Source organism: Streptomyces sp. NPDC045955, assembly GCF_056430805.1.
This window is the reverse complement of the sequence record NZ_JBWKKY010000004.1, coordinates 98,663-124,431: the sequence shown is the minus strand read 5'-3', so window position 1 is coordinate 124,431 and position 25,769 is coordinate 98,663. Positions and strand designations below refer to the sequence as shown.

29 protein-coding genes and 2 pseudogenes are annotated in these 25,769 nt (G+C 71.2%); 6 read left to right on the top strand and 25 right to left on the bottom strand.

The window, feature by feature from the left end; genetic code table 11:
- Positions 1-161: 161 nt before the first annotated feature.
- Positions 162-1,115 carry an AcrVA2 family anti-CRISPR protein gene (locus AC07F0_RS09695; RefSeq protein WP_478976543.1) on the bottom strand — a complete coding sequence of 318 codons (954 nt, stop codon included), beginning with the start codon at positions 1,113-1,115 and terminating at the stop codon, positions 162-164.
- A gap of 168 nt (positions 1,116-1,283) precedes the next feature.
- A pseudogene (locus tag AC07F0_RS09690) lies at positions 1,284-1,646 on the bottom strand (restriction endonuclease); the annotation flags it as partial.
- 48 nt (positions 1,647-1,694) lie between these two features.
- Here AC07F0_RS09690 and AC07F0_RS09685 point away from each other — a divergent pair.
- The gene (locus AC07F0_RS09685) at positions 1,695-1,850 is read left to right on the top strand and encodes a hypothetical protein (protein ID WP_478976540.1); all 156 of its coding nucleotides are present in this window, start codon (positions 1,695-1,697) and stop codon (positions 1,848-1,850) included.
- Positions 1,851-2,089: 239 nt separating this feature from the next.
- Here the strand turns inward: AC07F0_RS09685 and AC07F0_RS09680 are convergent.
- From AC07F0_RS09680 to AC07F0_RS09635, 10 genes and pseudogenes are all read right to left on the bottom strand, one after another.
- Positions 2,090-4,333: pseudogene (locus AC07F0_RS09680) on the bottom strand (FtsK/SpoIIIE domain-containing protein).
- Positions 4,334-4,418: 85 nt separating this feature from the next.
- Entirely contained in the window at positions 4,419-4,601 is a 183-nt protein-coding gene (locus tag AC07F0_RS09675) for a DUF6257 family protein (protein WP_478976537.1), read from the bottom strand.
- A complete protein-coding gene (locus AC07F0_RS09670) occupies positions 4,598-4,762 on the bottom strand; it encodes a hypothetical protein (protein ID WP_478976534.1) in 165 nt (54 codons plus the stop codon). The genes AC07F0_RS09675 and AC07F0_RS09670 overlap by 4 nt, the downstream gene beginning before the upstream one ends.
- A 98-nt stretch (positions 4,763-4,860) precedes the next feature.
- Entirely contained in the window at positions 4,861-5,175 is a 315-nt protein-coding gene (locus tag AC07F0_RS09665) for a hypothetical protein (RefSeq protein ID WP_478976531.1), read from the bottom strand.
- Positions 5,172-5,348 carry a hypothetical protein gene (locus AC07F0_RS09660; protein WP_478977286.1) on the bottom strand — a complete coding sequence of 59 codons (177 nt, stop codon included), beginning with the start codon at positions 5,346-5,348 and terminating at the stop codon, positions 5,172-5,174. The genes AC07F0_RS09665 and AC07F0_RS09660 overlap by 4 nt, the downstream gene beginning before the upstream one ends.
- Positions 5,345-5,971, bottom strand: a complete 627-nt coding sequence (locus AC07F0_RS09655) for a hypothetical protein (RefSeq protein WP_478976528.1) — start codon at positions 5,969-5,971, stop codon at positions 5,345-5,347. The genes AC07F0_RS09660 and AC07F0_RS09655 overlap by 4 nt, the downstream gene beginning before the upstream one ends.
- Entirely contained in the window at positions 5,968-6,162 is a 195-nt protein-coding gene (locus AC07F0_RS09650) for a hypothetical protein (protein ID WP_478976526.1), read from the bottom strand. The genes AC07F0_RS09655 and AC07F0_RS09650 overlap by 4 nt, the downstream gene beginning before the upstream one ends.
- Entirely contained in the window at positions 6,159-6,527 is a 369-nt protein-coding gene (locus tag AC07F0_RS09645) for a DUF6907 domain-containing protein (RefSeq protein ID WP_478976523.1), read from the bottom strand. Before AC07F0_RS09645 ends, AC07F0_RS09650 begins: the two co-directional genes overlap by 4 nt.
- Positions 6,524-6,979 (bottom strand): hypothetical protein, encoded by a 456-nt coding sequence (locus AC07F0_RS09640; RefSeq protein ID WP_478976520.1) that lies wholly within the window; start codon positions 6,977-6,979, stop codon positions 6,524-6,526. The genes AC07F0_RS09645 and AC07F0_RS09640 overlap by 4 nt, the downstream gene beginning before the upstream one ends.
- Positions 6,976-7,242 carry a hypothetical protein gene (locus AC07F0_RS09635; protein ID WP_478976517.1) on the bottom strand — a complete coding sequence of 89 codons (267 nt, stop codon included), beginning with the start codon at positions 7,240-7,242 and terminating at the stop codon, positions 6,976-6,978. Before AC07F0_RS09635 ends, AC07F0_RS09640 begins: the two co-directional genes overlap by 4 nt.
- Positions 7,243-7,431: 189 nt before the next feature.
- Here AC07F0_RS09635 and AC07F0_RS09630 point away from each other — a divergent pair, with 189 nt between their 5' ends.
- Positions 7,432-7,695 carry a hypothetical protein gene (locus AC07F0_RS09630; protein ID WP_478976515.1) on the top strand — a complete coding sequence of 88 codons (264 nt, stop codon included), beginning with the start codon at positions 7,432-7,434 and terminating at the stop codon, positions 7,693-7,695.
- 368 nt (positions 7,696-8,063) lie between these two features.
- Here AC07F0_RS09630 and AC07F0_RS09625 read toward each other — a convergent pair whose 3' ends face one another.
- On the bottom strand, positions 8,064-8,330 hold the full coding sequence (locus tag AC07F0_RS09625) for a GlsB/YeaQ/YmgE family stress response membrane protein (RefSeq protein ID WP_356929587.1): 267 nt from the start codon (positions 8,328-8,330) through the stop codon (positions 8,064-8,066).
- 193 nt (positions 8,331-8,523) lie between these two features.
- Between AC07F0_RS09625 and AC07F0_RS09620 the strand changes: the two genes are divergently transcribed.
- Positions 8,524-9,780: an APC family permease gene (locus tag AC07F0_RS09620; protein ID WP_478976512.1), complete on the top strand. Its 1,257-nt coding sequence runs from the start codon at positions 8,524-8,526 to the stop codon at positions 9,778-9,780.
- Between the two features lie 217 nt (positions 9,781-9,997).
- Here AC07F0_RS09620 and AC07F0_RS09615 read toward each other — a convergent pair whose 3' ends face one another.
- The 12 genes from AC07F0_RS09615 to AC07F0_RS09560 all read right to left on the bottom strand — a co-directional run bounded on the left by AC07F0_RS09615 (position 9,998) and on the right by AC07F0_RS09560 (position 21,796).
- Positions 9,998-10,390 carry a YccF domain-containing protein gene (locus tag AC07F0_RS09615; protein WP_436725750.1) on the bottom strand — a complete coding sequence of 131 codons (393 nt, stop codon included), beginning with the start codon at positions 10,388-10,390 and terminating at the stop codon, positions 9,998-10,000.
- Entirely contained in the window at positions 10,387-11,250 is an 864-nt protein-coding gene (htpX, locus tag AC07F0_RS09610; protein ID WP_031118818.1) for a zinc metalloprotease HtpX, read from the bottom strand. Before htpX ends, AC07F0_RS09615 begins: the two co-directional genes overlap by 4 nt.
- 234 nt (positions 11,251-11,484) lie before the next feature.
- Positions 11,485-13,008, bottom strand: coding sequence for an NADH-quinone oxidoreductase subunit N (locus AC07F0_RS09605; RefSeq protein ID WP_478976509.1), 1,524 nt, complete (start codon positions 13,006-13,008; stop codon positions 11,485-11,487).
- On the bottom strand, positions 13,005-14,603 hold the full coding sequence (locus AC07F0_RS09600) for a complex I subunit 4 family protein (RefSeq protein ID WP_478976507.1): 1,599 nt from the start codon (positions 14,601-14,603) through the stop codon (positions 13,005-13,007). Before AC07F0_RS09600 ends, AC07F0_RS09605 begins: the two co-directional genes overlap by 4 nt.
- A 6-nt stretch (positions 14,604-14,609) precedes the next feature.
- A complete protein-coding gene (locus tag AC07F0_RS09595; RefSeq protein WP_478976504.1) occupies positions 14,610-16,604 on the bottom strand; it encodes an NADH-quinone oxidoreductase subunit 5 family protein in 1,995 nt (664 codons plus the stop codon).
- Positions 16,601-16,999 (bottom strand): NADH-quinone oxidoreductase subunit NuoK, encoded by a 399-nt coding sequence (gene nuoK / locus AC07F0_RS09590; protein ID WP_020275039.1) that lies wholly within the window; start codon positions 16,997-16,999, stop codon positions 16,601-16,603. Before nuoK ends, AC07F0_RS09595 begins: the two co-directional genes overlap by 4 nt.
- Positions 16,999-17,622 (bottom strand): NADH-quinone oxidoreductase subunit J family protein, encoded by a 624-nt coding sequence (locus AC07F0_RS09585; RefSeq protein ID WP_478976501.1) that lies wholly within the window; start codon positions 17,620-17,622, stop codon positions 16,999-17,001. The genes nuoK and AC07F0_RS09585 overlap by 1 nt, the downstream gene beginning before the upstream one ends.
- Positions 17,619-18,290, bottom strand: a complete 672-nt coding sequence (locus AC07F0_RS09580) for a NuoI/complex I 23 kDa subunit family protein (RefSeq protein ID WP_478976498.1) — start codon at positions 18,288-18,290, stop codon at positions 17,619-17,621. Before AC07F0_RS09580 ends, AC07F0_RS09585 begins: the two co-directional genes overlap by 4 nt.
- Before the next feature lie 2 nt (positions 18,291-18,292).
- Complete coding sequence (locus tag AC07F0_RS09575; RefSeq protein ID WP_478976495.1) at positions 18,293-19,261, bottom strand: complex I subunit 1/NuoH family protein; 969 nt, start codon at positions 19,259-19,261, stop codon at positions 18,293-18,295.
- Positions 19,258-20,769 (bottom strand): NADH-quinone oxidoreductase subunit C, encoded by a 1,512-nt coding sequence (locus AC07F0_RS09570; RefSeq protein ID WP_478976492.1) that lies wholly within the window; start codon positions 20,767-20,769, stop codon positions 19,258-19,260. The genes AC07F0_RS09575 and AC07F0_RS09570 overlap by 4 nt, the downstream gene beginning before the upstream one ends.
- Complete coding sequence (locus AC07F0_RS09565) at positions 20,766-21,398, bottom strand: NADH-quinone oxidoreductase subunit B (protein WP_478976490.1); 633 nt, start codon at positions 21,396-21,398, stop codon at positions 20,766-20,768. Before AC07F0_RS09565 ends, AC07F0_RS09570 begins: the two co-directional genes overlap by 4 nt.
- Positions 21,389-21,796: an NADH-quinone oxidoreductase subunit A gene (locus tag AC07F0_RS09560; RefSeq protein ID WP_356013050.1), complete on the bottom strand. Its 408-nt coding sequence runs from the start codon at positions 21,794-21,796 to the stop codon at positions 21,389-21,391. The genes AC07F0_RS09565 and AC07F0_RS09560 overlap by 10 nt, the downstream gene beginning before the upstream one ends.
- A gap of 263 nt (positions 21,797-22,059) precedes the next feature.
- Between AC07F0_RS09560 and AC07F0_RS09555 the strand changes: the two genes are divergently transcribed.
- From AC07F0_RS09555 to AC07F0_RS09545, 3 genes are all read left to right on the top strand, one after another.
- The gene (locus AC07F0_RS09555) at positions 22,060-23,280 is read left to right on the top strand and encodes a sensor histidine kinase (protein WP_478976487.1); all 1,221 of its coding nucleotides are present in this window, start codon (positions 22,060-22,062) and stop codon (positions 23,278-23,280) included.
- A gap of 128 nt (positions 23,281-23,408) precedes the next feature.
- Positions 23,409-24,770, top strand: a complete 1,362-nt coding sequence (locus tag AC07F0_RS09550; protein ID WP_478976484.1) for a sensor histidine kinase — start codon at positions 23,409-23,411, stop codon at positions 24,768-24,770.
- Positions 24,771-24,955: 185 nt separating this feature from the next.
- Positions 24,956-25,627: a LuxR C-terminal-related transcriptional regulator gene (locus tag AC07F0_RS09545; RefSeq protein ID WP_436725761.1), complete on the top strand. Its 672-nt coding sequence runs from the start codon at positions 24,956-24,958 to the stop codon at positions 25,625-25,627.
- Positions 25,628-25,769 lie beyond the last annotated feature (142 nt).

The window sequence follows — 25,769 nt, the reverse complement described above, 5'->3', positions numbered from 1 at the left end:
GAAGGCTGCCCTGTAACCGCATGAGGCATGTGGTGTGCGGGCTTTGACTTGTGCGTTTGAGGGGGTGGTGGCACGCGCGTGGCACACGTCTCGCGGCGAGGTGGCCGCACAAAAGAAGCCCCTTGCCAGTCGCCGTGACCGGGCAGGGGCATCTCGCGTTGTTACCGCTTCCAGACGTTGACCTTCTCGCCGACGATCATCGGGGCGCCCTCCGGGCCCTTCACGTGCGGAGCGATCCACACGGGGCGATGCACATGCCGCTTCGGGTACCACTGCTGGCGCCAGTGGCCGCGCACGATCCACTGGTGCTGATACTCGCGCGCCCCCTCGCCCTTGTCGCCGCTCGTCTTGGGCCGGCGCAGCTCAATGACCCGTACCGGCCGCGGCTCGTGCCCGGCGCGGCGCAGCCGCTTCACAGCGGCCCGAGGTGGCTCGGTGCTGGACACTTCGGCGAGCGGCTGCTGCATCAGCAGCCAGGAAGCCAGGATCGTGCGCCCCCACGAGTTGAGGACGCTGTCGTCGTTCAGCGGGATTCCAGCGCCGATCAAGTGGGCGGCGTCCATCGTGTACGAGAAGCGCGGTTGTGAGCCCTTCTGCCTGGCCGCCTCTTCCCTGCCCATCGTGCCGGCTGCCACCTCGGCATCGAAGGTGCGGTAAACGTCAGCGTAGAAGCTGAACCAGAGGGCGACACCGAACCTCCCTGCCGCGCCCAAGTCCCACGACGCCCCCGATACGAAGATCTCCTCACCGTGTCCGACATGCTCATTGCGGTCTACAGCGATCGGCTTCTCGAAGATGATGAAGCCGGACGGGGAAGGCAGATCCTCCGCTGCCAGGTCGAAGCTGGGCAGCGAGGCGGCGGCAGCCATAGCCACTTCGGTCATCTGTGCGGATACGAAGTAGAGGTCGGCTTCTTGCAGTCGCTGTATCTCGTTCCGTCGCCGCTGGTCGCCGTTGGGATTCAGCACTGCCTTCAGGGCGGCGTCTCCGTCCCGAACGGTCAGCGCGGGTAGGGCCGGCCGCTGCGACCACCATTGGACCACGATCGGGTGCTCGTAGTGCGCGAGGATCTCGGCGCGCAGCTCGGGCAGGTCGACAGGGCGGATATCGGTCACCGCTCCTCTCCCTCCGCTCGGGTGGGCCATGTACGTCATCCTCTCTCGGTCTTCACGTTGGTGTCCCTCAAGCGAGTCTGCGGGTGCCTGCTTCGTGGGTGCGACGCCACCCGTTGTGTGCCCGTCGGCCGACGCGCAGCCGGAGCGCGGCGCTGCAGCGGTTGGCGTTTACGCCATCCAGGGTGCTGGTCCGGTGTGGGTGGCCCACGCGGCGAGAGCGCTCTCGTCGAACATCCGGATGCCATGGTGCCCCGAGTACTGGGCTGCTGGCCGGGTGAAGACCGAGGTGGTGACAACTGCGGCGATCTGGGCGCCGTGGACGCTGAAGCACGTCCCTCCGAACCGCTGAAGGTCGGGCGAGCCGACCTTGGTGGTGGGGCCGTACCGCTTGCACTGGATGACAACCCGCCGGCCATCAGGGGCCGTAGCGATGACATCCGCCCCGAGATCCCCGGCGCCTCCCACTACTTGGACGTCCGAGCAGCCGTCTCGCTCGCAGAGGAAGGCGATAGCGTGCTCGAACTCGCGCGGGTTCATGGCGTGGTAGCGGGCCACCTCAGTGGACTGCAGCATGCGAACGTGCTGAAGCTCGGCTGTCTGCCGGGCTCGGCGTTTGCCAAGTGCGATACCGCCGCCGATGAGCGGCAGGACGAGGAAGAGGGCTCCGATACCGTTCCCGTCGGCCCAAATGAGCAGGGCTGCCGGGAGCAGTACGGCGGCAGCGACCGCAAGTAGGCAGCCTCCGGCCCCGGTCGGCTCGGACGGTTGCGTGAAATGTTGCGTGGGCGCGCCCATGGTCCCCCCAGGGATTGTGCGAAGTGGGGATGGTATCGGCCTGGGGACAGTGAGGTGGCCGGACTGGATCACGCGCGACGCCATGCCTCCCTGATGCGGCGAGAGAGGGGCAGCGATGGGTGGGCTGCTGCCCCCTCTATGCCCACTACGTTGCAGGTCGGAGGCCACTACGGGGGGGGCTAGGGCAGTAGTGACCCCCCTCTAGATCCACTCGCCTGGGTAGCGGGGTCAGGAGGGGGGCTCGTAGTGGGGTCGGTAGAGGGGAGGGGGTCTATCGGGCGTCGAGCAGCTCGGGCGGAACGGCCGCTTCGAGGTCCTCGCGCCGGTAGCCGGCGAGGTTCTTCCCGCCGATGTTCACCTGCTTCGTAGTCCGCTTCACGCCGGCGTCCTCCAGCTCGCGGGCGAGGCGTTCGGCGTCCCAGTCGCCGTAGTCCTCGTCGAGGTTCTCCAGCCGCTGGAGCAGGTCCACGGTGTGCATGCGGGCGGTGTGCTGCATGACGGTGAGGCAGTCGGACAGCACGGGCGCGATGGTGAGCCCGGCTTGGTCGGCTGCGGCGGTGACGTCCTGCACGTCGTCGCCGGTGAGCTGACCCGCCTTCTGCCGCAGGGCGCGGCCGCGTTGGCACAGCTCGGCGAAGTCGGGGCCGGGCAGGAAGTCGGCGGGCACGGTGACGAACGAGGCGGGGCCGGTGACGAGGACGCCGGTCCCCTTGTGGTCCTCGGAGAGGACGGAGGCGTCGGCGCCCTGGGCGGCCTTGCCCTTGCCGAGCACCATGTCGCTGGAGGTCTGGTCGACGACCTGCGTGCAGTACCGCAGGGTGATGATCTCCCGCAGCTTGGTGGGCACCGAGTCGGCATCCGGGCGCTGTGAGGCGAAGTTGCTGATGAACCCGGCTGCGGGGCCGCGGCGGGCGATGCGGCACAGGTCGTTGATGACCTGGTCGCGGTCCTCCTTCTCCATCGCGGTGAAGTACTCCTGAAGCTCGTCGATGGTCACGAAGATGACGGGCAGGTTGTACTTCTCGACGATCGTCGGCGTCAGCTTGCCCTCGGGGGACACGGAGACGGGCAGGCCGCGCAGCAGCACGAAGCGGCGCTCCATCTCCGCCAGCAGCTCCTTCAGCATGGCCTTGAGCGCCTCGACGGCGTCGTCCTCGGCGCCCATGACGAGGCGGTGCGCGACGGCCTTCATGGGCATCCAGTCGGCGCCGCCTTTCCCGTCGGCGACGTAGTGCCTGACGAAAGGGTCCAGCAGACCGGCCGCGGTCATGAGCCGCTGGGTGAACGTCTTGCCGCGGCGGGGCAGGCCGCCGAAGAACAGGCTCTGCCACATGACGGGCACGGTGATGCGGGTACCGCGGGCATCCTGACCGAACGGGATCGGGTCCCACACGGAGAACGTCTCGGCCTTGACCAGCGGCGACGGCACCGGGGCGCTGAGGTAGGGGTCGTCGTCGGCGACCCACATCGACACGCGGCCAGCGTTTCCGCCGGCCGCCGCACGGACGCGGGAGGCGATGACCTGGATCTCGTCGACGCCGAGCTCGGCGGCGATCGCCGTGCGCTTCGCGAGGACGTCGGCAGCAGTCTTCCCGCCGCCCTTGGGCAGGTCGAAGATGACGGCCCAGCCGCGGCCGTCGCGTACTGGGCCCATGACGCAGGTGACGCGCGGCCCGTCGTCGTCGCCCTTGCCCTGTTTGAGCAGACCGGCGGCCCGGAGCGCGTCGTTGAGCTGCTGCGCAGTCATGTCGACCCGCAGGGGAGGCGTCGGGTTGTCGAGCAGCTGCACGTCGTCCCCGCGCCCAAGGTAGGCGAGCGGGATCGTGGCGGCGGCGGTCATGCCGGCCTGCAGCAGCGGGGGGGGCGAGGTACCAGCCGATCGCCGTGGCGGCGACCGCCGCGGCGGCGGCGCCCCAGCGCCAGCGGCGGGTGATGGTCCGCTGACGGTGTGCCAGCGCGTAGCGGGCGGCCGTCTCGACATCCTCGGGCTTGACCTTCACCTGCGCGCGCAGGGCCTTGACCGGGGCGGTCTGGTCGTGGGCGGTCAGGGTGGGCCACAGGCCACGCATCGCACGCCACAGGCCCTTTGTGGCCAGACACGCCATGCGGAACGCGTATTTGGGCAGGCGCAGCAGGTGGTAGCGGGTGTGCCACAGGCAGAGCCGTCCGAGGGCGACCGTGTTGGCCTTCAGGGAGGCTGCGGACCGTGCCCAGGCGGGCAGGATCGGCACGTCCGGCACGGTGAGCCAGTCGGCGAGCGGGTTGTCCGGGCGGTCGACGGCCTCTACGCCCTCGGCAGCAGCTGTGGCGAGCGTCTCGGCGTGTTGCTGGTACTCCGTATGTGTGGGCTCGGGTGCGAACTTGAGCAGACTCACCTGCGGTTTGTCGTGCCCGTTGACGGGCCGGGGCAGGGTGTCCGTCATGATGTGATCTCCGGTTGCTCGTAAGGGGGCCGGGGCCCGGGGCGGCCGGTTTCGCCTGGCAGCTGACGGCCGCCCCGGGGCGTGGCTACTTCTTCTTCTTGCGGCGCCTGGCCACGTTCTCGATGCGCTCGACCTTGCGCTGCAGGTCGCTGATATCGACGTCCGTGCCGGCCCTGCCGCGCTTCGCCATGCGGGCGACAAGCCCGGCGATGCGGGCCTTTTCGCCGATCGTGAAGTCGCTGAAGATCAGGTCATCGGCCACGGTCATTCCGTCTCTTCGCCGATGGTGAAGTGGTAGGCGGGGATGTCCTTGTTGCCGGCGTCGTGGTAGACGGCCTCCATCGCGCGGGCCTCGTCCGTGGCCTCGACGGTGCCGTTGCCGACCTGGTTACGGTTCCGGTCCTCGGCGATGTAGTAGTACTTGCCCATCGTGGGCTCCTCTCGGGTTGCGGGCCGGGCTGTCCGGCCCCACCGCACCCCCGCCTTGTGATCAGGACGGTCACAGGGCGGGGGACGGAAGGGCAGGGTCAACGGCCCTTGCGCTGCATGTCGCGCCACATGTCCCGCAGGACGAGGACGACGATCGCGGCCACGCCGCCGAGGATGGCCAGCGACGCGAACGCGATGCCTACGCCGCCGACGCAGACGGCGCAGGCGATGCCGAGCCACTCGCCCGCGCTACGACGCTGCTTGTGGTGCTGGCAGGCCTGCGGCGCGGGCTGCTGGGCCTGGGAGGCCTTGGCGAGCTCCAGCGCGGCCATGGCGACGGCGAGGACGTCGCTGTTGTGCTCGGCCTTGGCGACGGCGGCCTCGGCCTTGGCGAGGGGGGTCTGCTCGGTCATCGGGCCCACCTCCTCGGCGGGCGCGTGCGGGTACCGGCCGCCAGGCCGAGGGTGAACGCCAGCAGGACGGGCTGCGCCAGGACCTCGGCGACGACGGTGGCCACCAGGGTCGGCAGGCCGGGGAAGGCGAGCAGCAGGCCGAGCAGGGCGCCGAGCATCAGGTAGCGCATCACGCGTATCCGCCTTCCATCGGCTTGGCCGGGGCCTCCGGCTGCGGCTTCTTCGCGGCCCTCGACAGGGCGGTGCGCACGTAGGGCTCGTCGACGAGCAGGCGCCGGTGGTGGGCGATGTGCTCGGCGATCGCGCGAGGTGATGCGCCATCGCCCAGGGCAGATGCGGCTTCCTCGACGGCGCCTTGCAGGTTCACCGGCTCCAGCGCGCTGACCTGCTGATGCGCGGGCGCATCAGGTCGATGCACCTCGTACTCCGGGGGCAGCTGCCCGAGGACCAGGGCGACCGCGACGGGGTCGACGTGGACGTCGTAGGTGCCGAGGATCGCGGCCAGTTCGGCCGGGGGCGCATCAGGTCGCGCATCAGCTGCGAACCGGATCGCGTCGGCCGGGTCCATGGTGGCGAATGTGGCTCGCCCCGGCATCCGCCGCCGGTAGTCGAGGGCCTCGTCGTCGTCGATGCGCAGCTCGTACCGGCCGAAGGCGATGGCGATGATCTCGGCGGGGTCGGCCTGCTCGATCTGCCCGTTGAGGGTGCGGCGGCTGACGACGTGGTTGGCGGCGCGCAGCAGCTGGCGGTGGCGGCGGTCTGCCGCCTTCCTGGCGCGGATCTTCTTCAGGTTCATTCGCCCACCTCCGGGGCGGCGGCGCGCACGGCTCGGTGCGCGGCGATGCAGACGCCCTCACGGTCGCGGCGCTCGTGTGCGACGAGCAGCGCGGCCATCAGGGCGGGAACAGGGGGGAGGGGCCGGGCGGACCGGGCCGCCGCGCGCAGGGCGGCGGCCTCGGTCGGGCGGCGTACGGGCCGTGCGCTCACGGGGCGCCCTCGGTGAGGATCGCGGTGAGCTCACGGCCGAGGGCGCGCAGCTGGTCGGCGGCTTCGACGAGGGCGTCGGCGAGCTCCTCGACCTGGTCCGGGCTGTACGAGCCGGTGATGTCCTGCTGCTCGACGTACAGGACGACGTCGGTGGTGGCGCGCTGGGCGTACGGGGCCTGGGCGAGCATGGCGCGGAGCAGGTCGATACCGCTCGCACCGATGGCGTGCTCAGGCCCGTAGTGGGTGAGGTCGGGCTTGAACTGGGCGTGGCCGTCGTGGCGGCCGGTGCACCAGTCGGGTTCGTCGATCTCCAGTGTCTTGGTGACGAGGACGGGCACGGTCACGGTGCGGGGCTCGGTGCTCACTGGCCTCCACCCCCGGCCGACTTGAAGATGCGGCAGGCGGTGCCGGCCGGGGCGTCCGGGAGGCTGATGGCATAGCTGCCGTCGAGCAGGGTGGGAAGCCGGATGCCGTGGCGTTCGCAGGCGTCGACGCCCGCGTTGCTGCGGTCGACGACGGTCACGACGGGCGGGCCGCCGCACGGGGTGGGGTCGTCGTCGAGCGCGGCCGGGCAGCGCGGCATGTCTGCCATGGCAGACACCGACTCGATACCGAGTGTGCGCAGCAGGATCCGCAGGGACTCGGTGAGTGCGCCGTGGGCCCGGTTGAGGGCGAACAGGTCGCGGTGGTCGACGTCCTTGTGCTCGTCGAGGAGCAGCTGTGCGACGCGGGCGGCCACGGCGAGGTTGCTGGGGAGGGCCGGGGGCAGGGCGCCCGCCGTGGTGGCGGGCGCCTGCTCGGCCGGGGTGCGGCTCATCGGGCGGTGCCGGCGAGGGCGGCGATGCGGGCGACGGCGGCGACGTACTCGGGCTTGCGCGGCTTGTACGCCCGGATGAGGATCCGGACCTGGCCGAGGGTGTAGTGGGAGACGGCGTGCGTGCGGTGGGCGCGACCGCCGTGGACGGTGCGGCGGGTGCGGGCGGTGGCCGCGGGGGTGAGGCCGATCCGCTTGGCGACGGTGCGCAGTCCGTTGGCGCAGCCGGCGGCGGTGGTGCGGTCGACACCGGCGGCGATCGCCACGGTGGCGAGGGAGCGGGGGCGGCGACGGCACGAGGCGGCGAGGCGGGTGGCGGCGGAGCGCTGCCGGATGACGGCGCGCAGGGTACGGCGGGTGGTGCGGCTTAACCTTGTAGATACAGAGTATCGGGAACCTTGTAGATACACAACCCCAGTGGGACGATCCGTGTGTCTACAAGGAATGGGAGAGCGATGGCCGAGCAGCCCTCGGGGGCACCGAAGCGACACACGACACCCCGACCGATCCGGGTGCCTGACCCGCTGTGGCAGGCGTATGGGCGCGTCTGTGACCGACTCGGCACCGACCGTACGAACGACGTCCTGGAGCACATGAAGGCGCGCGTCCTGGAGCACGGCACCGCCGAAGATCGCGTCGACCTCGACAGGGCCGAGCAGGAGCTGGCGGAGCGGCGGGCCCGAAAGGGCGGCAGGCCGGCGCGACGCGCCGAAGCGTAAGGGCACACCCCAGAGGGCACAGCGAGGGCACCAGGCCCCGGATAACGCTGCGAAACGATGGCAAGTACTGGCAGTAGTTTCTGCACGTCAACCGGCCTTTCGGCGTTACGTGCAGGTCAGGCGATCAAGCAGGCGGTACGTGAACTACCGGTAGGCCCGGCCGGGTCCGCGGGGCTCCCGGTCGGCACAGGCGGGCTCCCGATCGGCACAGGCGGCTCCCGGTCTGCACGGGGACGAGGAAGGGTGGGCACCTGGGTGCCCACCCTTCTGGCCTGCTGGCTGCGGTCGATGAGGCCCCGAGGGGGAGGTGGTGTGGCGTAAGCGGCCGTGGGCGGTGGGCGCGTGCCCGCCGTGGGCCGTGGGCGCGATCAGTTGCGGGAGTTGCCGAACAGGAGGCGGTAGGCGATCAGGAGGACGAGCGATCCGCCGATCGCCGCGGCCCAGGTCGCGCCGTCGTAGAAGTCCTTGCTGATCGGGTGGTCCATCCAGCGGGCCGATATCCAGCCACCGATGAACGCGCCCGCGACGCCGATCAGGGTCGTGCCGATGAGGCCGCCCGGGTCGCGCCCCGGCAGCAGGAACTTCGCGATGGCTCCAGCCAACAGTCCCAGGATGATCCAGCTGATGATGGTCATGCCGTGAACCTGCCCTTTCACGCTGTGCCCGCACTGTCCCGGCCGTGTGATCTTGCTCCCGGCAGGCCGTGCTCGTGCGTCGTACGCCGGGCGTTCCGCGCGCGACGTCCCTGCCGCGCGTGTGCACGCCGCCTTGGTGGAGAGGACGCCCCGGCGGCGCCTGCCGGTTGCACTGATCAGTAGGGTGCGACGCATGACAGCCTCCGCTTCCGGTCTGCGCCGCACTCTCGGCGTCGGAGACGCCGTCGTCGTCGGACTCGGCTCGATGGTGGGAGCCGGGATCTTCGCCGCCCTCGCGCCCGCGGCGCACGCGGCCGGCTCCGGACTGCTCCTCGGGCTCGCCGTCGCCGCCGTGGTCGCGTACTGCAACGCCATGTCGTCGGCGCGCCTCGCCGCCCTGTATCCGGCCTCGGGCGGGACGTACGTGTACGGGCGTGAGCGGCTCGGGGAGTTCTGGGGGTATCTCGCGGGCTGGTCGTTCGTGGTCGGGAAGACGGCCTCCTGTGCGGCGATGGCGCTCACCGTGGGCACGTACGTGTGGCCGGAGCAGGCGCACGCTGTGGCGGTCGCGGCCGTGGTGGCGCTGACCGCGGTGAACTACGGCGGTGTCCAGAAGTCCGCGTGGCTGACGCGGGTGATCGTGGCGGTGGTCCTGGCTGTCCTCGCTGCCGTGGTGGTCGGATGTCTGGTGTCGGGCGAGGCCGATGCCGGGCGGCTGGACATCGGGGCCTCGGACGGTGTGGGCGGTGTGCTTCAGGCGGCCGGTCTGCTGTTCTTCGCGTTCGCCGGGTACGCCCGGATCGCGACCCTCGGTGAGGAGGTACGGGACCCGGCGCGCACCATTCCGCGGGCGATCCCCCTGGCGCTGGGCATCGCGCTCGTGGTGTACGCGGGTGTGGCGGTGGCTGTCCTTTCGGTGCTGGGGTCGGACGGTCTCGGGGACGCGACGGCGCCGCTGGCCGACGCGGTGCGGGCGGCCGGGATGCCCTGGCTCGGGCCGGTGGTGCGGGTCGGTGCGGCCGTTGCCGCGCTGGGGTCGCTGCTCGCCCTGATCCTGGGCGTCTCACGGACGACGCTGGCCATGGCCCGGGACCGGCATCTGCCGGGCGCGCTGGCGGCCGTGCATCCGCGCTTCCAGGTGCCGCACCGGGCGGAGCTGGCCGTGGGTGCGGTGGTCGCGGTCCTGGCCGCCACGGTGGACGTCCGAGGCGCGATCGGGTTCTCCTCCTTCGGTGTGCTGGCGTACTACGCCGTGGCCAACGCGTCGGCCTGGACGCTGGATTCGGCGCCGACGGCACGTCTGGTGCCGGTGGTCGGGCTGCTCGGGTGCGCGGTGCTGGCGTTCTCGCTGCCGGGGATTTCCGTGGTCGTGGGCGCGGGTGTGCTGGTGGTGGGGGCCGTTGCGTTCGGAGTGCGGCGGGGGGTGCGGGCGAGGGCCGGGAGAGGGTAGCTGCCTCTTGGGTCCGTCAGGGGCATCTCACCGGGTCGTCCGCCAGCTCGGGATGTGAAGTCCCGTCGGGTGGGCTGGTGTTGTGGGCCTGGGCCGTCACTCGTGTCGGCAAGTGCTCGATCGCGGTCATGGCTTCATGATGCAGGCCGCCGCTGACAGCCGGGCCGGCCTGTGGACAACCCCGGGCCTGTGGACACCGGGCCGCGTTTCCCCGCCGTCAGCGCATCGCGAACGGCTCGTTCGTCCGCACGATGTCGCGGCCCAGCGGGAGCAGCGAGACCGGGATGAGCTTGAAGTTCGCGACGCCGAGCGGGATGCCGATGATCGTGACGCACAGCGCGATGCCGGTGACGATGTGGCCGAGGGCCAGCCACCAGCCCGCCAGGACCAGCCAGAGCACGTTGCCGACGCAGGACGGCGCGCCCGCGTCGCGCCGCTCGACCGTCGTGTATCCGAAGGGCCACAGGGCGTAGACGCCGATGCGAAAGGCCGCGATGCCGAACGGGATGCCGATGACGGTGATACAGAGGAGCAGGCCCGCGGCCATGTAACCGAGGAACAGCCAGAAGCCGCTCAGGACGAGCCATATGACGTTCAGGATGGTCCTCACTGGTTCCCACCTGCCATCTTCTCGAGCCGGGCGATGCGGTCCGCCATCGGCGGGTGCGTGGAGAACATCTTCGACAGGCCCTGGCCGGGCCGGAACGGGTTCGCGATCATCATGTGGCTGGCGGTCTCGATGCGCGGCTCGGGCGGCAGCGGGAGCTGCTTCGTGCCCAGTTCGAGCTTGCGCAGGGCGCTGGCCAGGGCGAGCGGGTCGCCGGTGAGCTGAGCTCCCGAGGCGTCCGCCTGGTACTCCCGGGAGCGGCTGATGGCCAGTTGGATGAGAGAGGCGGCCAGCGGGCCCAGGATCATGATCAGCAGCATGCCGAGCAGGCCGGGGCCGTCGTCGTCGTCCGAGCGCCCGATCGGGATCAGCCAGGCGAAGTTGACCAGGAACATGATGACGGAGGCGAGGGCGCCGGCGACCGACGAGATGAGGATGTCGCGGTTGTAGACATGGCTGAGCTCGTGCCCGATGACGCCGCGCAGCTCACGCTCGTCCAACAGGCGCAGGATGCCGTCGGTGCAGCACACGGCGGCGTTGCGCGGGTTGCGGCCTGTGGCGAACGCGTTGGGCGCTTCCGTCGGGGAGATGTACAGGCGCGGCATGGGCTGGCGGGCCTGCGTGGAGAGCTCTCGGACCATGCGGTAGAGGCCCGGGGCCTCGAACTCGCTCACCGGGCGGGCACGCATCGCACGGAGGGCCAGCTTGTCGCTGTTCCAGTAGGCGTACGCGTTGGTGGCCAGCGCTACCAGGACGGCGATGACGAGCCCCATGCGGCCGAAGAAGCTGCCGATGACGATGATGAGTGCGGACAGTCCCCCGAGGAGGACTGCTGTCCTGAGCCCGTTGTGCCGGCGGTGCACGGTACGCCCTCCAAGTGGTGCGGCAGGGGGACCTTTGCTGATCTGCGGTGCCACTGGTGCCGTGATGTCACGTCCAGTGGACCCTCCCGTACTGGTCAACGCCAGGCGGGAGGCACTAGTTCCCTTGTGCGCGCGGCGGCGGGTGTGGACCGTCCGGGTGAACGGCTCCCGGACGCGGCACGCGCGCCTGGAGGGCCGGGTGCCCCACGCGCGCGTGGCGAATGCGCCTGTCGTTCAGAAGAGGGCCGTGTCGGTGAAGCGCAGGACCAACTGGGGCGCGCCGGACAGGGCGATGCCGAGGACGCCGGTCAGCGCGATCGCGGCCGTGAGCGGCTTGGGGACGCGGCGCTTCTCGGGTTCGCCCTCGGGGGCGCGGAAGAGCAGGGCTGTCCACTGGAGGTAGTAGAACAGCGCGATGACGACGTTGACGGCCATGATCACGGCCAGCCAGCCGAGGCCGGCGTCGACGGCCGCCGAGAAGACGGTGACCTTGGCGAAGAGGCCGATGATGCCCGGCGGCAGCCCGGCCAGGCAGAGCAGGAAGAACGCCAGGAGCAGCGCGGACAGGGGGCTCGACGCGTACAGGCCGCGGTAGTCGGAGACGCGGTTGAGCAACTTCGTCCGCCCGACGAGCGCGGCCACGGCGAAGGCCCCGAGGTTCACGGCGCCGTACATCAGGGCGTAGGCGACGGTGGAGCCGATCGATTTCTCGGCGTCCCCGGAGTACGCGGCGGCCGCGATCGGCACCAGGAGGTAGCCGGCCTGGCCGACGGACGACCAGGCGAGCAGGCGTACCGCGCTGTACGCGCGCGTGGCCTGCTGGCGCAGGGCGCCGACGTTGCCCACGGTCATGGTGAGTGCGGCCAGGACGGCCAGGGCGGGGCCCCAGACGTCGGCGTACGAGGGGAGGGCGACGACCGTGACGAGGATCAGGCCGCTGAAGCCGACCGCCTTGCCGATGACCGACAGGTAGGCGGCGATCGGCAGGGGCGCCCCCACGTAGGTGTCGGGCACCCAGAAGTGGAAGGGCACGGCGGCCGTCTTGAAGGCGAAGCCGACGAGGGTGAGGACGACGCCGGTCTGGGCGAGCGTGTGGAGCTGTCCGTCGACGTTCTGGATGCGGTCGGCGACCTGGGTGAGGTAGAGGGTGCCCGTGGAGGCGTACACGAAGCTGATGCCCATGAGGCTGACCGCGGTCGCGGTGACCGAGGACAGGAAGAACTTCAGGGCCGCCTCGGAGGACTTGCGGTCGCCGTGCCGGAGGCCGACCAGCGCGAAGGCGGGCAGGGAGGCGACCTCCAGGGCGACGATCAGGGTCGCGAGGTCGCGGGAGGCGGGAAGGAGGGCGGCGCCGGCCGCGGAGGACAGCAGCAGGAACCAGTACTCCCCTTCGGGCAGCTCCTTGCGGGCGTCCTTCAGGGCGGTGACCGACAGGAGGGCGGCGAGGAGGGCGCCGCCCAGGACCAGGAACTGGATGATCAGGGTGAAGCGGTCGGCCGTGTAGCTGCACACGGTGGTGTCGCCGGTCAGGCAGAAGGTGCTGCGGTCGCCGTCCAGGAGGGGCAGCAGCATCAGCGTGGCGGCGGCCAGACCGGCCACGGACGTCCAGCCGAGCAGCGTCTTGCGGTGCTCGGCGACGAACAGGTCGGCGACCAGGACGACGAGGCCGACGACCGCCGCGATGGTGGGCGGCGCGATGGCGAGCCAGTCGACGGACTGGACCAGCGACGCAGCCAGGGGGTGGGCCGGGGAGCTCATCGGGTGCCTCCTGCGAGGAGCTGCTGGACGGCCGGGTCGCTCAGGCCGAGGAGGGCCTTGGGCCACAGGCCCGCGACGACGGTGAGGACGACGAGCGGGGTCCAGGCCGCGAACTCGTAGCTGCGGACGTCGGTGAGCCTGGGGGCGTCCTGCGGCAGGGCGCCCATGCACACGCGGCGGACCACGACCAGCAGGTACGCGGCCGTCAGCAGCGTCCCGAAAGCGCCGATCGCCATGAACGTGAGGAAGGCGGGACGGCTGAGGCCGGCCGCCGGCTGGAACGCCCCGAACAGGGCCAGCATCTCGCCCCAGAACCCGGCCAGGCCCGGCAGGCCGAGCGAGGCGACCGCGGCGAAGGCGAGCAGCCCGCCGAGGCGCGGGGCCTTGCCGTAGAGCGCGGCTCCGGTCTCCTCGGCGAGGGTGTCGAGGTCGGTGGTGCCGGTGCGGTCCTTCAGGGCGCCGACGAGGAAGAAGAGCAGGCCGGTGATGAGGCCGTGGGCGATGTTGGCGAACAGGGCGCCGTTCACGCCGGTCGGGGTCATCGACGAGATGCCGAGCAGGACGAAGCCCATGTGGCCGACGGAGGAGTAGGCGATGAGGCGCTTGAGGTCGCCCTTCGCGCCCGGCTTGGCGAGGGCCAGGCAGGCCAGGGATCCGTAGATGATGCCGACGACGGCGAGCGCTGCGAGGTAGGGCGCGAAGGTGCGGAAGCCGTCCGGGGCGATGGGGAGGATGATCCGGACGAATCCGTATGTACCCATCTTCAGCAGGACACCGGCCAGCAGGACGGAGCCAACGGTCGGCGCGGCGGTGTGGGCGTCGGGCAGCCAGCTGTGCAGCGGCCACATCGGCGTCTTGACCGCGAGCCCGATCCCGATCGCCAGAACGGCGATGACCTGCACGGATGTGGTCAGCGACCGGCCGTTGTCAGTGGCGAGTGCCATCATGTCGAACGTGCCCGCCTTGAGCCCGATCAGGAGCAGGCCGAGCAGCATGACCACGGAGCCGAGCAGCGTGTAGAGGATGAACCGCCACGCGGCCTGGCTCCGGCCCTCGCCGCCCCAGCGTGCGATGAGGAAGTACATCGGGATGAGGACCATCTCGAAGGCGAGGAAGAACAGCAGCAGGTCGAGGACGGCGAAGGTCGCGAGCGTGCCGGACTCGAGGACGAGCAGCAGCGCGACGAAGGCCTTCGGGCTCGGGCCTTCGGCCCGCGGCGTCAGCCACTGATGTTGCTGCTTGAAGTACGAGTAGAGCGCGCAGAGGAAGGTCAGCAGCGCGGTCAGGACCAGAAGGGGGAGGGAGATGCCGTCGATGCCGAGGTGGATGCGCACGTCGAGTGCGGGGATCCAGCTGATGTCCGTGCTGGCCTGCATCTTCGACGGCTGGTCGTGGTCGAAGCCGACCGCGAGGACGATCGCCGCGATGAGGACCGCGCCGGTGACGGTGACGCCGTGCCGGAGCACGGCCTGCTCGGGTGACTTCCCCTTCAGCCCGGGCGGGGCCGGCAGGAGAGCCGCGGCGGCGCCGAGGAGCGGGCCGACGACGACGAATGCCAGAAGGAACTGCATCACGGACTCGTTGATATCGATCACGCCTGCTCACGCTCCCGTGGCGACGAGGACGACGGCGACCGCGAGGACGACGGTGCCGGCGAGCAGCGCGCTCACATAGGTCTGGACGTTGCCGGTCTGGGCGCGCCGTACGGCGGCGCCGAGCCAGCGGGGCAGCGCACCGGCGCCGCGTACGTAGGTCTCGACGACCTCCCGGTCGAGGAACCGGACGAGGCTCGCTCCGGCCTGGACCGGTCGGACGAAGAGGGCGCTGTACAGGGCGTCCATGTGGAAGCCGGCGGCCGCGTGGCGGTGCAGCGGGCCGAGCAGGAGCCGTCCGGGGTCGGCGGGGTCGGGCGCGTAGGCGATGTTGCCGTAGGCCGGCTCGTGGGTGGCGATTGCCTCCGCCTCGACCTGGGCGGCGTCGCCCTCGGGGTGGGCCGCGACCGCGCCCAGCGGGACGGGTGCGGTAAGCGCGGTGGTGTGCCGCCAGGCGCCGTAGGTGGCGATGCCGCCGACCAGGGCCACGCCCGTGCCGAGCACGGAGGTGGTGAGGGTCGGGCTGAGATCGCGGCCGTCGAACCAGTCGGGCAGCAGGCGGAACGCGAATCCGCCGAGGGCCAGTGACGGGGCGGCGAGCACCCACAGCACGACGGTCATCGTCAGCGGCTGCCTGCCGTGGTCGGGGGCTTCGGCGCCCCGGCCGCGGAAGGCCAGCAGCCACAGGCGCATCGCGTAGGCGGCGGTGAACACGGCCGTGAGCAGACCGGCGACCAGGACGATCCAGCCCGCGGCGGCGGGGGCGTGCTCGGTGTGTCCGGTGACGACGTGTTCGGCGACGCCGAGGACGGCCTCCTTGGAGAAGAAGCCGCTGAAGGGCGGGATCGCGGCGAGCGCGAGGAGCGCCACGGTCATCGTCCAGTAGGCGTCGGGGACGCGGTCGCGCAGGTTCCGCATACGGGACATGGCGGCGAGCGAGTTGGTGCCGGCGGCGTGGATGATCACGCCGGCCGCGAGGAACAGCAGCGCCTTGAAGGCGCCGTGGGACAGGAGGTGGAAGACGGCGGCTCCGCGGTCGCCGACGGCGAGGGCGCCGGTCATGTAGCCGAGCTGACCGATCGTCGAGTAGGCGAGGACGCGCTTGATGTCGTCCTGGGCGAGCGCGGCGAGCGCCGAGCCGGTCATCGTGACGGCGGCCATGACGGCGAGGACGACCATCGCTGCCTGGGAGGCCTCGAAGACCGGGAGGAGACGGGCGATGAAGTAGACACCGGCGGCGACCATCGTCGCGGCGTGGATCAGCGCGGAGACGGGGGTCGGGCCCGCCATCGCGTCGGGGAGCCAGGTGTGCAGCGGGAACTGCGCGGACTTGCCCGCCACGCCCGCCAGGAGCAGCAGGGCGATCAGCGTCGGGTGGTCGAGTCCGCCGCTCGCGACGGCGCCCAGGACCCGGGTGATGCGGAACGAACCGGCGTCGGCGGCCAGGGCGAACAGGCCGATGAGGAAGGGGACGTCGCCGAACTTGGTGACCAGGAAGGCCTTGAGGGAGGCGGCGCGGGCCTGAGGGGTCTCCCAGTAGTGGCCGACCAGGAAGTAGGAGCAGATGCCCATGACTTCCCAGCCGACCAGCAGCACGATCAGGTCGCCGGAGTAGACGACCAGGAACATCGCGGAGGTGAACAGGGAGACCAGGGCGGCGTACGAGGGGTAGCGCGGGTCGTCCCGCAGGTAGCCCGTCGAGTAGATCTGCACGCAGGAGGCGACCAGGCCGACCAGGACGGCGACGAGGGCGGCGAAGCCGTCGATGTGCAGGGCGAGTTCGATCGGGACCGAGCCGGTGGGGGTGAGTTCGGTGGCCGCGTTGACGCCCGCGTCACCACCCTGCCGCACGGCGACCAGCGCGGCGAGCACCAGGGAGGTGAGCGTCGGCAGGACGGCGAGCGGGCGGACGAAGCCCGGTGCCGTGCGGCCCAGGAGCAGGCCGGCGACGGCGCCGAGGAACGGAAGGAGGGGGACGAGGACGGCGAGGGTGGTCGTGGTCACGCGGTGGCCTCAGCCTTCTGGGCCTCGCCGGACTGCTCGGCCGTAAGGGCGTCGTGGTCGGTGCCGTCGGGGTCGTGCCGTTCGGCGGTGTCGCGGAGCTTGTCGATGTCCGCGGTGCCGCGGTTGCGGTGGACGGCGAGGACGATCGCCAGGCCGATGCCGATCTCGGCGGCGGCGATGGCGATGGTGAACAGGGTGAGGGCCTGGCCGGAGTGCAGGGTCTCCTCGGCGGTCCTGCTGAGCCAGACGTCGAAGGCGACCAGGTTGAGGTTGACGGCGTTGAGCATCAGCTCGACCGACATCAGGACCAGGATCGCGTTGCGGCGGGCGAGGACGCCGTACAGGCCGGTGCAGAAGAGGAGGGCGGAGAGGACGGCGGGATAGGCGAGGTGCATCAGCGGGTCCCTTCCTTCTCGCTCCGGTCCTGCTCGCTCGGGGCGGCCGGGGTGCTCCCAGCCGCGGGCGCCGCGGCGGTCTTCGCCTTGCGGGACAGGACGATCGCGCCGACCAGGGCGGCGAGGAGGAGGACGGAGAGGGCCTCGAAGGGGAGGACCCAGTTCTGGAAGAGGCTCGCGCCGGTGGCCTCGGTGGAGCCGGCGGCGGGGCCGTCCAGGTCGATCCAGGTGGTGCGGAAGGCGTCGACGACCACCCAGACCAGGGCGGCAGCGGCGGCGACGGCCACGGTGAGGGCGGCCCAGCGGTTGCCGGAATCGGCGTCCGGGGAGCGGCCGATGGGGGCCCTGGTGAGCATCAGGCCGAACAGGAGGAGGACGACGACGGAACCGACGTAGATGAGGACCTGCACCCAGGCGATGAACTCGGCGGTGAGCAGGAGGTACTCGACGGCCAGGCCGCCGAGGGTGACCACCAGCCACAGGGCGGCGTGCACCAGCTGCCGGGTGGTGACGGTGACGAGCGCGGCGCCGAAGGTGACCAGGCCGACGAGGAGGAAGGCGATCTCGACGCCGGTCGGGGAGAGGAAGCCGTGGGTTTCGGCGGCCGTGGCGAACGCGGTCATTCCCGGCCCTCCTGCCCCGGCTTCGGCTGATCCGTCTGCGGGGCCGGCTGATCCGTCTGCTGCTTGGAGTCGCCCTGCGGGCGGGTCGGCCGCTCGGCTGCCCGGGCCTGCTCGTCGGCGTGCGGTTCGGTGGCGGGCGGGGCCTGCTGGGCGGCCAGCTTGTCGGCGGTCTTGCGGGCGGTGACGAGTTCCTTCGGCTCCTCCGCGCCGGGGTCGAGGGCCGGCGGGGCCGGGACGGTCCACATCCACTCGCGGAGCTTGTCGCGCTCGTGGGTGAGGTCGCGGATGTCGGTCTCGGCGTACTCGAACTCCGGGGACCAGAACAGGGCGTCGAAAGGACAGACCTCGATGCAGATACCGCAGTACATGCACAGAGAGAAGTCGATGGCGAAGCGGTCGAGGACGTTGCGGCTGCGTTCGCGGCCGCCGGGGGTCGCCGCCGGGACCGTCTCCTTGTGGGAGTCGATGTAGATGCACCAGTCGGGGCACTCGCGGGCGCACAGCATGCAGACCGTGCAGTTCTCCTCGAACAGGCCGATCACACCGCGGGTGCGGGGCGGGAGGTCGGGCTGGGCGTCGGGGTACTGCGCGGTGACGGACTTCTTCGTCATCGTGCGGAGGGTGACGGCCAGGCCCTTGGCGAGGCCGGAGCCGGGGATGGGGGCCATGGTTAGTTGATCACCACCTTGACGATGCCGGTGAGGGCGATCTGGGCGAGGGAGAGGGGGACGAGGAGGGTCCAGGACAGTTTCTGGAGCTGGTCCTCGCGCAGGCGGGGGTAGGTGACGCGCAGCCAGATGACGAGGAAGGCGAGTACGGCGGTCTTCAGCAGGGTCCAGACCCAGCCGAGGCCGTCGGCGCCCCAGGGGCCGTGCCAGCCGCCGAGGAACAGGACGGTGGTCAGGCCGCACAGGACGACGATCCCGGCGTACTCGGCGAGGAGGAAGAGGGCGAAGCGGAGGCCCGTGTACTCGGTGTACGCGCCGAAGATGATCTCCGAGTCGGCGACGGGCATGTCGAAGGGCGGGCGCTGGAGTTCGGCGAGGCCGGCCACGAAGAAGACGATCGCGCCGACGATCTGCCAGGGCAGCCACCACCACTCGAAGGCGTCGAGGATGCCGGGGATCGAGACGGTGCCGGCCGCCATCGCCACCGAGGCGGCGGTCAGGAGCATCGGCAGTTCGTAGGCGAGGAGCTGGGCGGCGGTGCGGAGGCCGCCGAGGAGGGAGAACTTGTTCGCTGACGCCCAGCCGGCCATGAGCGAGCCGAGGACGCCGACGCCCATGACGGCCAGGACGAAGAAGACACCGGCGTCGATGACCTGGCCGACGGCTCCCTCGTCCGGGCCGATGGGGATGGCGAGCAGGACGAGGAGGTACGGCAGGAGGGCGACGGCGGGAGCCAGTTGGAAGATACGGCGGTCCGCGCCCGCGGGGACGACGTCCTCTTTCTGCGCGAACTTCACGCCGTCGGCGATCAGCTGGGCCCAGCCGTGGAAGCCGCCGGCGTACATGGGGCCGAGGCGGCCCTGCATATGGGCCATGACCTTGTGTTCGGTCTGGCCGATGATCAGGGGGAACGTGAGGAAGACGACGAAGACGACCAGGAGTCGCAGGGTGACGTCGAGCACGTCGTTCACCGCGGGCCTCCTGTGGGGTCATCGGGGTTGTCGGTGGGCTGCGGGTTGCTCGCCGGTTCTGAGGCTTCGGCGGTGTCCGAGGGTTCAGGTGTGCCGGAGCGCTCAGGGCTGTCAGCGGACTCGGGGGTGTCCGGTGACTCCGAGGTGGTGTTCGGGGTCTTCGGGGCATCCGACGGCTCGGGAGTCGGCAGCGCGCCGGCCTCGGGGGACGGTACGGGAGCCGGCTCCTCGAAGGCCGGGCGGGCGTGGTGCCAGGGGGCGTCCGAGCTGCGCGGGGGCCGTGCTGCCCTGCCCGGCCGGTTGCCGCCGGGGGCGGACCCGGCCTGCTGCGACGCCGAGCCGTCACTCACGCTACGCGCCCGGCGCGGCTCCGCCGAGGCGGTCGGCGTTCCGGGCCCGGCTTCCGAGGACTCCGGCTCGGTGGCCGGTGGCTGAGAGCCGGTCGCGCTCACCGCTGGTTCGGCTCCGGTCGCCCGGGATTCGGAACCGGAGGTTGTGGATCCGAGGCCCGAGGTCGTGGCTTCGGGACCGGAGGTCGTGTCTCCGGAACCTGAGGTCGCCGATTCGGCACCTGAGGTCGTGTGTCCGGAACCTGAGGTCGTGGCTTCGGGACCGGAGATCGCCGATTCGGCACCTGAGGTCGTGTCTCCGGAACCTGAGGTCGTGGCTTCGAGACCCGAGGTCGTGGCTTCGGGACCCTTGGACGTCTGGCTCGCCGAACCCTCCGCCGCCGAGCGGCTACGACGCGGTCGTTCCGAAGGGGGGACAGCCGGGGCAGCCGGGGGCGGAGTCGTCGTGTCACGGGCAGCGGACTGGCTTGCCGAGCCCGCCGCAGCCGAGCGGGTTCGCCGTACCGGGCGTTCGCCCGCCGCGCGGGCGGTGCCCCGGGCCGGGCGGTCGGCTGCCGCGCGGCCGGCGCCGCGGGCCGGGGCCGGGGGGAGCTGGCCCTTCAGGGGGCCCCATTCGTTCGGGTCGGGGACGCCGGGTGGAAGCATCTGACGGCGCTTGGGGCCGCCGTGTTCCGACTCGCCGGGCTCCTTCGCGCCCGGCCAGGCCTTGGCGACCCGGGCGGCCAGGACGAAGTCCTTGCGCAGGGGGTGGCCTTCGAAGTTCTCGGGCAGGAGCAGGTGGTCCAGCGCCGGGTGGCCTTCGAAGGTGATGCCGAACATCTCGTGCGTCTCGCGTTCGTGCCAGGCGGCGCCCGCGTAGACACCGACCGCCGAGGGCAGGGTGGGGGCCTCGTGCGGGACCGTCGTACGCAGGAGGAGACGGCGGAGCGGGGACAGCGCCGCTACGTGGGCCGTGACCCGAAAGCCCGTGCCCGGTTCGTCGACCGCGCTCAACCAGTCGAAGTACGTGCAGGTCAGGCGGTCGCGTGCGGTCTCCAGGGCGGAGATCCAGGCCGTCGGCGGTACGTCGACCGTCAGGACCTCGTACGACTCCTCGGCCGTGGCGTCCGTGCCGAAGAGTTCCTCGGCGTCGGCGGGGAGCCAGCCGACCGCGGTCATCGTCCCTCCCCCGGAGTCGAGTCGGTGCCCGGGGCGGGAACCGGCGGCTGCACCAGACCGCTCTGCAGCGCCGCTGCCGAAGGACGGGCGGCGCCGCTTCCGTACCGCTCCCCCAGCGACTCGCGGGCGATCTTCTCCTGGAGCTTGAGGATGCCCTGGAGCAGCGCCTCGGGCCGGGGCGGGCAGCCGGGGACGTAGACGTCGACGGGGATGATCTGGTCGACGCCCTTGGTGACGGAGTACGAGTCCCAGTAGGGGCCGCCGCAGTTGCTGCACGCGCCGAAGGAGATGACGTACTTGGGTTCCGGCATCTGCTCGTAGAGGCGCTTCACCGCCGGCGCCATCTTGTCCGTGACCGTGCCGGAGACCACCATCAGGTCGGCCTGGCGCGGGCCCGGCGCGAAGGGGATGACGCCGAGGCGGATGAAGTCGTGGCGGGCCATCGACGCGGCGATGAACTCGATCGCGCAGCAGGCCAGGCCGAAGTTGAAGACCCAGAGCGAGTAGCGGCGGCCCCAGTTGAGGATCACCTTCATCGGCTCGGGTGCGAGACGCGCCAGGGCGCCGAGCCGCTTCGGCTCGGGAAGCAGCACGGGCTCGGGCTCGGTGCCGGCGGGGGTCACGTCCATGCCAGGACGCCCTTCTTGTATGCGTAGAGCAGGCCCACGGCCAGGAAGCCGAGGAAGATGAACATCTCCACCAGGGTCGTCGCGCCGTAGCCGGGGGCTGCGAAGACGGTCGCCCAGGGGAACAGGAAGATCGAGTCGACGGCGAAGATCACGTACAGGAACGCGTAGACGTAGTAGCGGACCTGGGTGTGGGCCCAGCCCTCGCCGACGGGGTCGACGCCGCACTCGTACGTCAGGAGTTTCTCGGGTGTGGGGACCACGGGCCGCAGCAGGCGACCGGCCCCGAAGGCGACGGCGACGAACAGCACGCCGATGACGGCGAGCAGTCCGACGACCGAATAGGACTGGAAGTAGTCCGCCGCGACGACGGTCGTGGTGACGACGGTCGGTTCCGGCACGTCCGTCCCTCGCTCCCTCAAACTCGGACTGGATCCTGCGACGGTTCCGCGGCTCCGGGGCACGGCCGGGAACAACGGACGCCGCCGTTCGACGAAGAACGGACGCCGCCGTTCGACGATCTGTACGCACGGGAGTCTAGGCCCTGATAAAGGCAGGGTAAGCAGCCCGTCACGCCCTGGCATGCGGGGGTGGGGTTTACCTCAGTCGATCCTGGCGGTCTGCCTCATGGCGCGGGTGCCCGCCGCCGGGCACGCTAACGCATATGACCGAACGCATCCCGCCCTTGGGCACGAGCGCGGCCCCCACGGCGGCCGGGCCGGACGACCGCCCGCCGCCGCCCCGCCTCGCCTACGACCGGCACACCTGGAAGGAGATCGCGCATCTCCTGGCGAACCTTCCGGTGGCGCTGCTCGGCTTCACCTATGTCGTGACGGCGATGTTCACCAGCTTCGGGCTGACGGTCACGGTGATCGGGTTCCCGCTGCTCGCGGCCGGTCTGGGCGGCGCTCGGCTGCTGGGCCGGATGGAGCGGGCGAGAGCCAGGGCGCTGCTCGGGGTGCGGGTGGACGAGCCGAGCCGGCTGCCGCTGCGCGGCCGGGGCGGCTTCCTCCAGAAGCTGTGGATGTCGCTGAAGGACCCGGTGGGCTGGCGCACGGTGCTGTACGAGTTCATACGGCTGCCGTGGGGTGTCCTCACCTTCGCCATCACGCTGACCTCGCTGTTCGTGCTGTGGCCGGTGCTGCCGTTCATCGCGCGGGGCCTGGCCAACGCCGATCGGGCCATGGTGCGCGGGCTGCTGTCGCCCTCCGACGAGCTGGAGCGGCGCATCGCCGAGCTGGAGTCGGACCGGGGGGTCGTGGTCGACACGGCGGCGGCCGACCTGCGGCGCATCGAGCGGGACCTGCACGACGGCGCGCAGGCCCGGCTGGTCAATCTGGCCATGGGGCTGGGCCTGGCCAAGGAGAAGGTGCTGGAGGACCCCGACGCGGCGGCGGCGATGGTCGAGGAGGCGCACGGCGAGGTGAAGCTGGCGCTCCAGGAGCTGCGCGACCTGGCGCGGGGCATCCACCCGGCGGTGCTGACCGACCGCGGTCTGGACGCGGCCCTGTCCGCGGTCTCCTCGCGCTGCACGGTTCCGGTCAAGGTGACGGTCGACCTGCCGGCGCGGCCGGCCGCGGCCATCGAGGGCATCGCCTACTTCACCGTCTCGGAGCTGCTGCAGAACGTCAGCAAGCACAGCGCGGCGAAGTCGGCGTCGGTGGATGTGTGGCGGACGAACGACCGGCTGCTCATCCAGGTGTGGGACGACGGCCGCGGGGGCGCGAGCCTCGACGGCGGTACGGGGATGCGGGGCCTGGCCGAGCGGCTGGACGCCGTCGACGGGCTGTTCGTCCTGGAGTCCCCCGAGGGCGGCCCGACGACGGTCACGGCGGAACTGCCCTGGCGCGACCGCACGGACGACTCGGGCACGGGCGCCCCCTGAGCGGCGCCCACGGGTGGGGATAACCCCCCGTCCAAGACGCCGACGGACTCCATGGTCCGCCGACCTGCGGCGCAGCAGGGTGGAGGTACGGGGAGACAGCCGCAGGACGAGGGAGAAGGACGACGCCGATGGCCACGGAGTACGGACAGGGATACGGGCTCGACGGCAGGCCCGGGTTCCCCGGGAGCACCGAGAGGCGGCACCGGCTGCCCGCCGCGCTGCGGGCGCCGGTCGAGGGCCGCACCTGGCGGGAGCTCGGATATGTGCTGCTGAGCCTGCCGATCAGCATCCTGCTGTTCACCTACGCGGTCACGATGGTGTCGCTGGGGGCGGGACTGCTGGTGACGTTCCTCGGCATACCGGTGCTGGCGGCGGGGCTCGCGGGGTGCCGTGGCCTCGGGGCGCTGGAGCGGGGGCGGGCGCGGGCGCTGCTGGACCTGGACGTGGCCGGCCCGGAGCCGCTGCGGCTGAAGAAGCCGGGCGCGATGGCGTGGATGGGGGCCGTCCTCAAGAGCGGCGCCTCGTGGCGGGCGCTGCTGTACGCGGTGCTGCACCTGCCGTGGGCGGTGTTCTCGTTCGTCGTCGCCGTGAACCTCTGGGTGCTGGGCTGGGCACTGCTGACGTACCCGCTGTGGTTCTGGGTGTTCCCGATGTACGCCGGGCAGGACGGGATCCAGCTGTACGGCGACGAAGCGCACCGGGTCTATCTGGACAACCCCTTCGAGATCACGGTGACCGCGCTGGTGGGTCTGCTGCTGACGATCGCCACGCCGTGGATCGTGCGGGCGCTGACGACGGTGGACCGGCTGCTGGTGCACGGGCTGCTCGGGCCGTCGCGGCTGGCCTCGCGGGTGGTGGAGCTGGAGTCGGACCGGGGGGTCGTGGTCGACACGGCGGCGGCGGACCTGCGGCGCATCGAACGGGACCTGCACGACGGGGCGCAGGCCCGGCTGGTGGCGCTGGCCATGGATCTGGGGCTGGCGAAGGAGAAGCTCCAGGAGGACCCGGAGACGGCCGCGCGGATGGTGGACGAGGCACACGGAGAGGTGAAGACGGCGCTCCAGGAACTGCGGGACCTGGCCCGGGGCATCCACCCGGCGGTGCTGACCGACCGCGGCCTGGACGCGGCCCTGTCCGCGGTCTCCTCGCGCTGCACGGTTCCGGTGCAGGTCGAGGTCGACCTGGCGGAGCGGCCGGCGCCGGCGATCGAGGGGATCGCGTACTTCACGGTGTCGGAGCTGCTGCAGAACGTCAGCAAGCACGCGCGGGCGACCTGGGCGGGCGTGGAGGTGTGGCGGACGGAGAACCGGCTGATGCTCCAGGTCGTGGACAACGGCGTGGGCGGGGCCGATGTGTCCCAGGGCTCCGGTCTCACGGGGCTGGCGGAGCGGCTCGACGCGGTGGACGGGATCCTGGTGGTGGACTCGCCGGTGGGGGGGCCGACCAGGGTGACCGCGGAGTTGCCGTGGCGGGGCGCGCACGTGAGGTGACCTTCGGCTCCCCCCGCCGGATCGGTCGGATCGCCCCCCACCCGGATCGTCGGATCGCTCGGACAACGAGCCGGTCCACCCCCATTCGGCGCCCGTTCCTGAAATGCTGGACCCGTCGCACGGGTGGGCGCGGAGCCGTTGTGGGCTGCGGACGGGCGGCGTCGGGCTGTGGGGGGCCGAACATCGTGGAGGACAGGGTGCGCGTGGTCATCGCCGAGGATTCAGTGCTGCTCAGGGAGGGCCTGACCCGGCTGCTGACCGACCGGGGGCACGAGGTGGTCGCCGGGGTCGGTGACGGCGTGGCGCTGATCAAGACCATCACGGAGCTGGACGCGCAGGGCGAGCTGCCGGACGTCGTGGTCGCCGATGTGCGGATGCCGCCGACGCACACCGACGAGGGCGTGCGGGCGGCGGTGCAGTTGCGCAAGGCGCACCCGGGGCTCGGTGTGCTGGTGCTGTCGCAGTACGTGGAGGAGCGCTACGCCACGGAGCTGCTCGCGGGATCCAGCCGGGGCGTCGGTTATCTGCTGAAGGACCGGGTGGCCGAGGTGCGGGAGTTCGTGGACGCGGTGGTGCGGGTGGCCGAGGGCGGTACGGCCCTCGACCCGGAGGTCGTCGCGCAGTTGCTGGGCCGCAGCCGTAAGCAGGACGTGCTGGCGGGACTGACCCCGCGGGAGCGGGAGGTGCTGGGGCTGATGGCCGAGGGCCGGACGAACTCGGCGATCGCCCGGCAGCTCGTGGTCAGCGACGGAGCGGTCGAGAAGCACGTCAGCAACATCTTCCTGAAGCTGGGGCTCTCCCAGAGCGAGGGGGACCACCGCCGGGTGCTGGCCGTGCTGACGTACCTCAATTCATGAAACTCCTGACATGCGCGTCAGAGTGCTGGATCGTCTCAAAGTCGTGTCCAACATGCGAATGACCCCAAGAAGGCGACCCTTACGGTCGTAGTGTTGATCCTGGGAGTGCCTGCGGGAAGGCCTTCCCGGACAGCCGCCTCGA

Excerpts from the sequence above, each read along its gene's own strand:
- AC07F0_RS09640 (WP_478976520.1), bottom strand. The coding sequence starts at position 6,979 with ATGAGCCGCACCCCGGCCGAGCAGGCGCCCGCCACCACGGCGGGCGCC.
- AC07F0_RS09675 (WP_478976537.1), bottom strand. The coding sequence starts at position 4,601 with ATGACCGTGGCCGATGACCTGATCTTCAGCGACTTCACGATCGGCGAA.
- AC07F0_RS09580 (WP_478976498.1), bottom strand. The coding sequence starts at position 18,290 with ATGGCCCCCATCCCCGGCTCCGGCCTCGCCAAGGGCCTGGCCGTCACC.
- AC07F0_RS09550 (WP_478976484.1), top strand. The coding sequence starts at position 23,409 with ATGGCCACGGAGTACGGACAGGGATACGGGCTCGACGGCAGGCCCGGG.
- AC07F0_RS09630 (WP_478976515.1), top strand. The coding sequence starts at position 7,432 with ATGGCCGAGCAGCCCTCGGGGGCACCGAAGCGACACACGACACCCCGA.
- AC07F0_RS09585 (WP_478976501.1), bottom strand. The coding sequence starts at position 17,622 with ATGACCGCGTTCGCCACGGCCGCCGAAACCCACGGCTTCCTCTCCCCG.
- AC07F0_RS09555 (WP_478976487.1), top strand. The coding sequence starts at position 22,060 with ATGACCGAACGCATCCCGCCCTTGGGCACGAGCGCGGCCCCCACGGCG.
- AC07F0_RS09565 (WP_478976490.1), bottom strand. The coding sequence starts at position 21,398 with ATGGACGTGACCCCCGCCGGCACCGAGCCCGAGCCCGTGCTGCTTCCC.
- AC07F0_RS09605 (WP_478976509.1), bottom strand. The coding sequence starts at position 13,008 with ATGAGCTCCCCGGCCCACCCCCTGGCTGCGTCGCTGGTCCAGTCCGTC.
- nuoK (WP_020275039.1), bottom strand. The coding sequence starts at position 16,999 with ATGCACCTCGCCTATCCCGCCGTCCTCTCCGCCCTCCTCTTCTGCACC.
- AC07F0_RS09655 (WP_478976528.1), bottom strand. The coding sequence starts at position 5,971 with ATGAACCTGAAGAAGATCCGCGCCAGGAAGGCGGCAGACCGCCGCCAC.
- AC07F0_RS09670 (WP_478976534.1), bottom strand. The coding sequence starts at position 4,762 with ATGGGCAAGTACTACTACATCGCCGAGGACCGGAACCGTAACCAGGTC.
- AC07F0_RS09620 (WP_478976512.1), top strand. The coding sequence starts at position 8,524 with ATGACAGCCTCCGCTTCCGGTCTGCGCCGCACTCTCGGCGTCGGAGAC.
- AC07F0_RS09570 (WP_478976492.1), bottom strand. The coding sequence starts at position 20,769 with ATGACCGCGGTCGGCTGGCTCCCCGCCGACGCCGAGGAACTCTTCGGC.
- AC07F0_RS09665 (WP_478976531.1), bottom strand. The coding sequence starts at position 5,175 with ATGACCGAGCAGACCCCCCTCGCCAAGGCCGAGGCCGCCGTCGCCAAG.
- AC07F0_RS09625 (WP_356929587.1), bottom strand. The coding sequence starts at position 8,330 with ATGACCATCATCAGCTGGATCATCCTGGGACTGTTGGCTGGAGCCATC.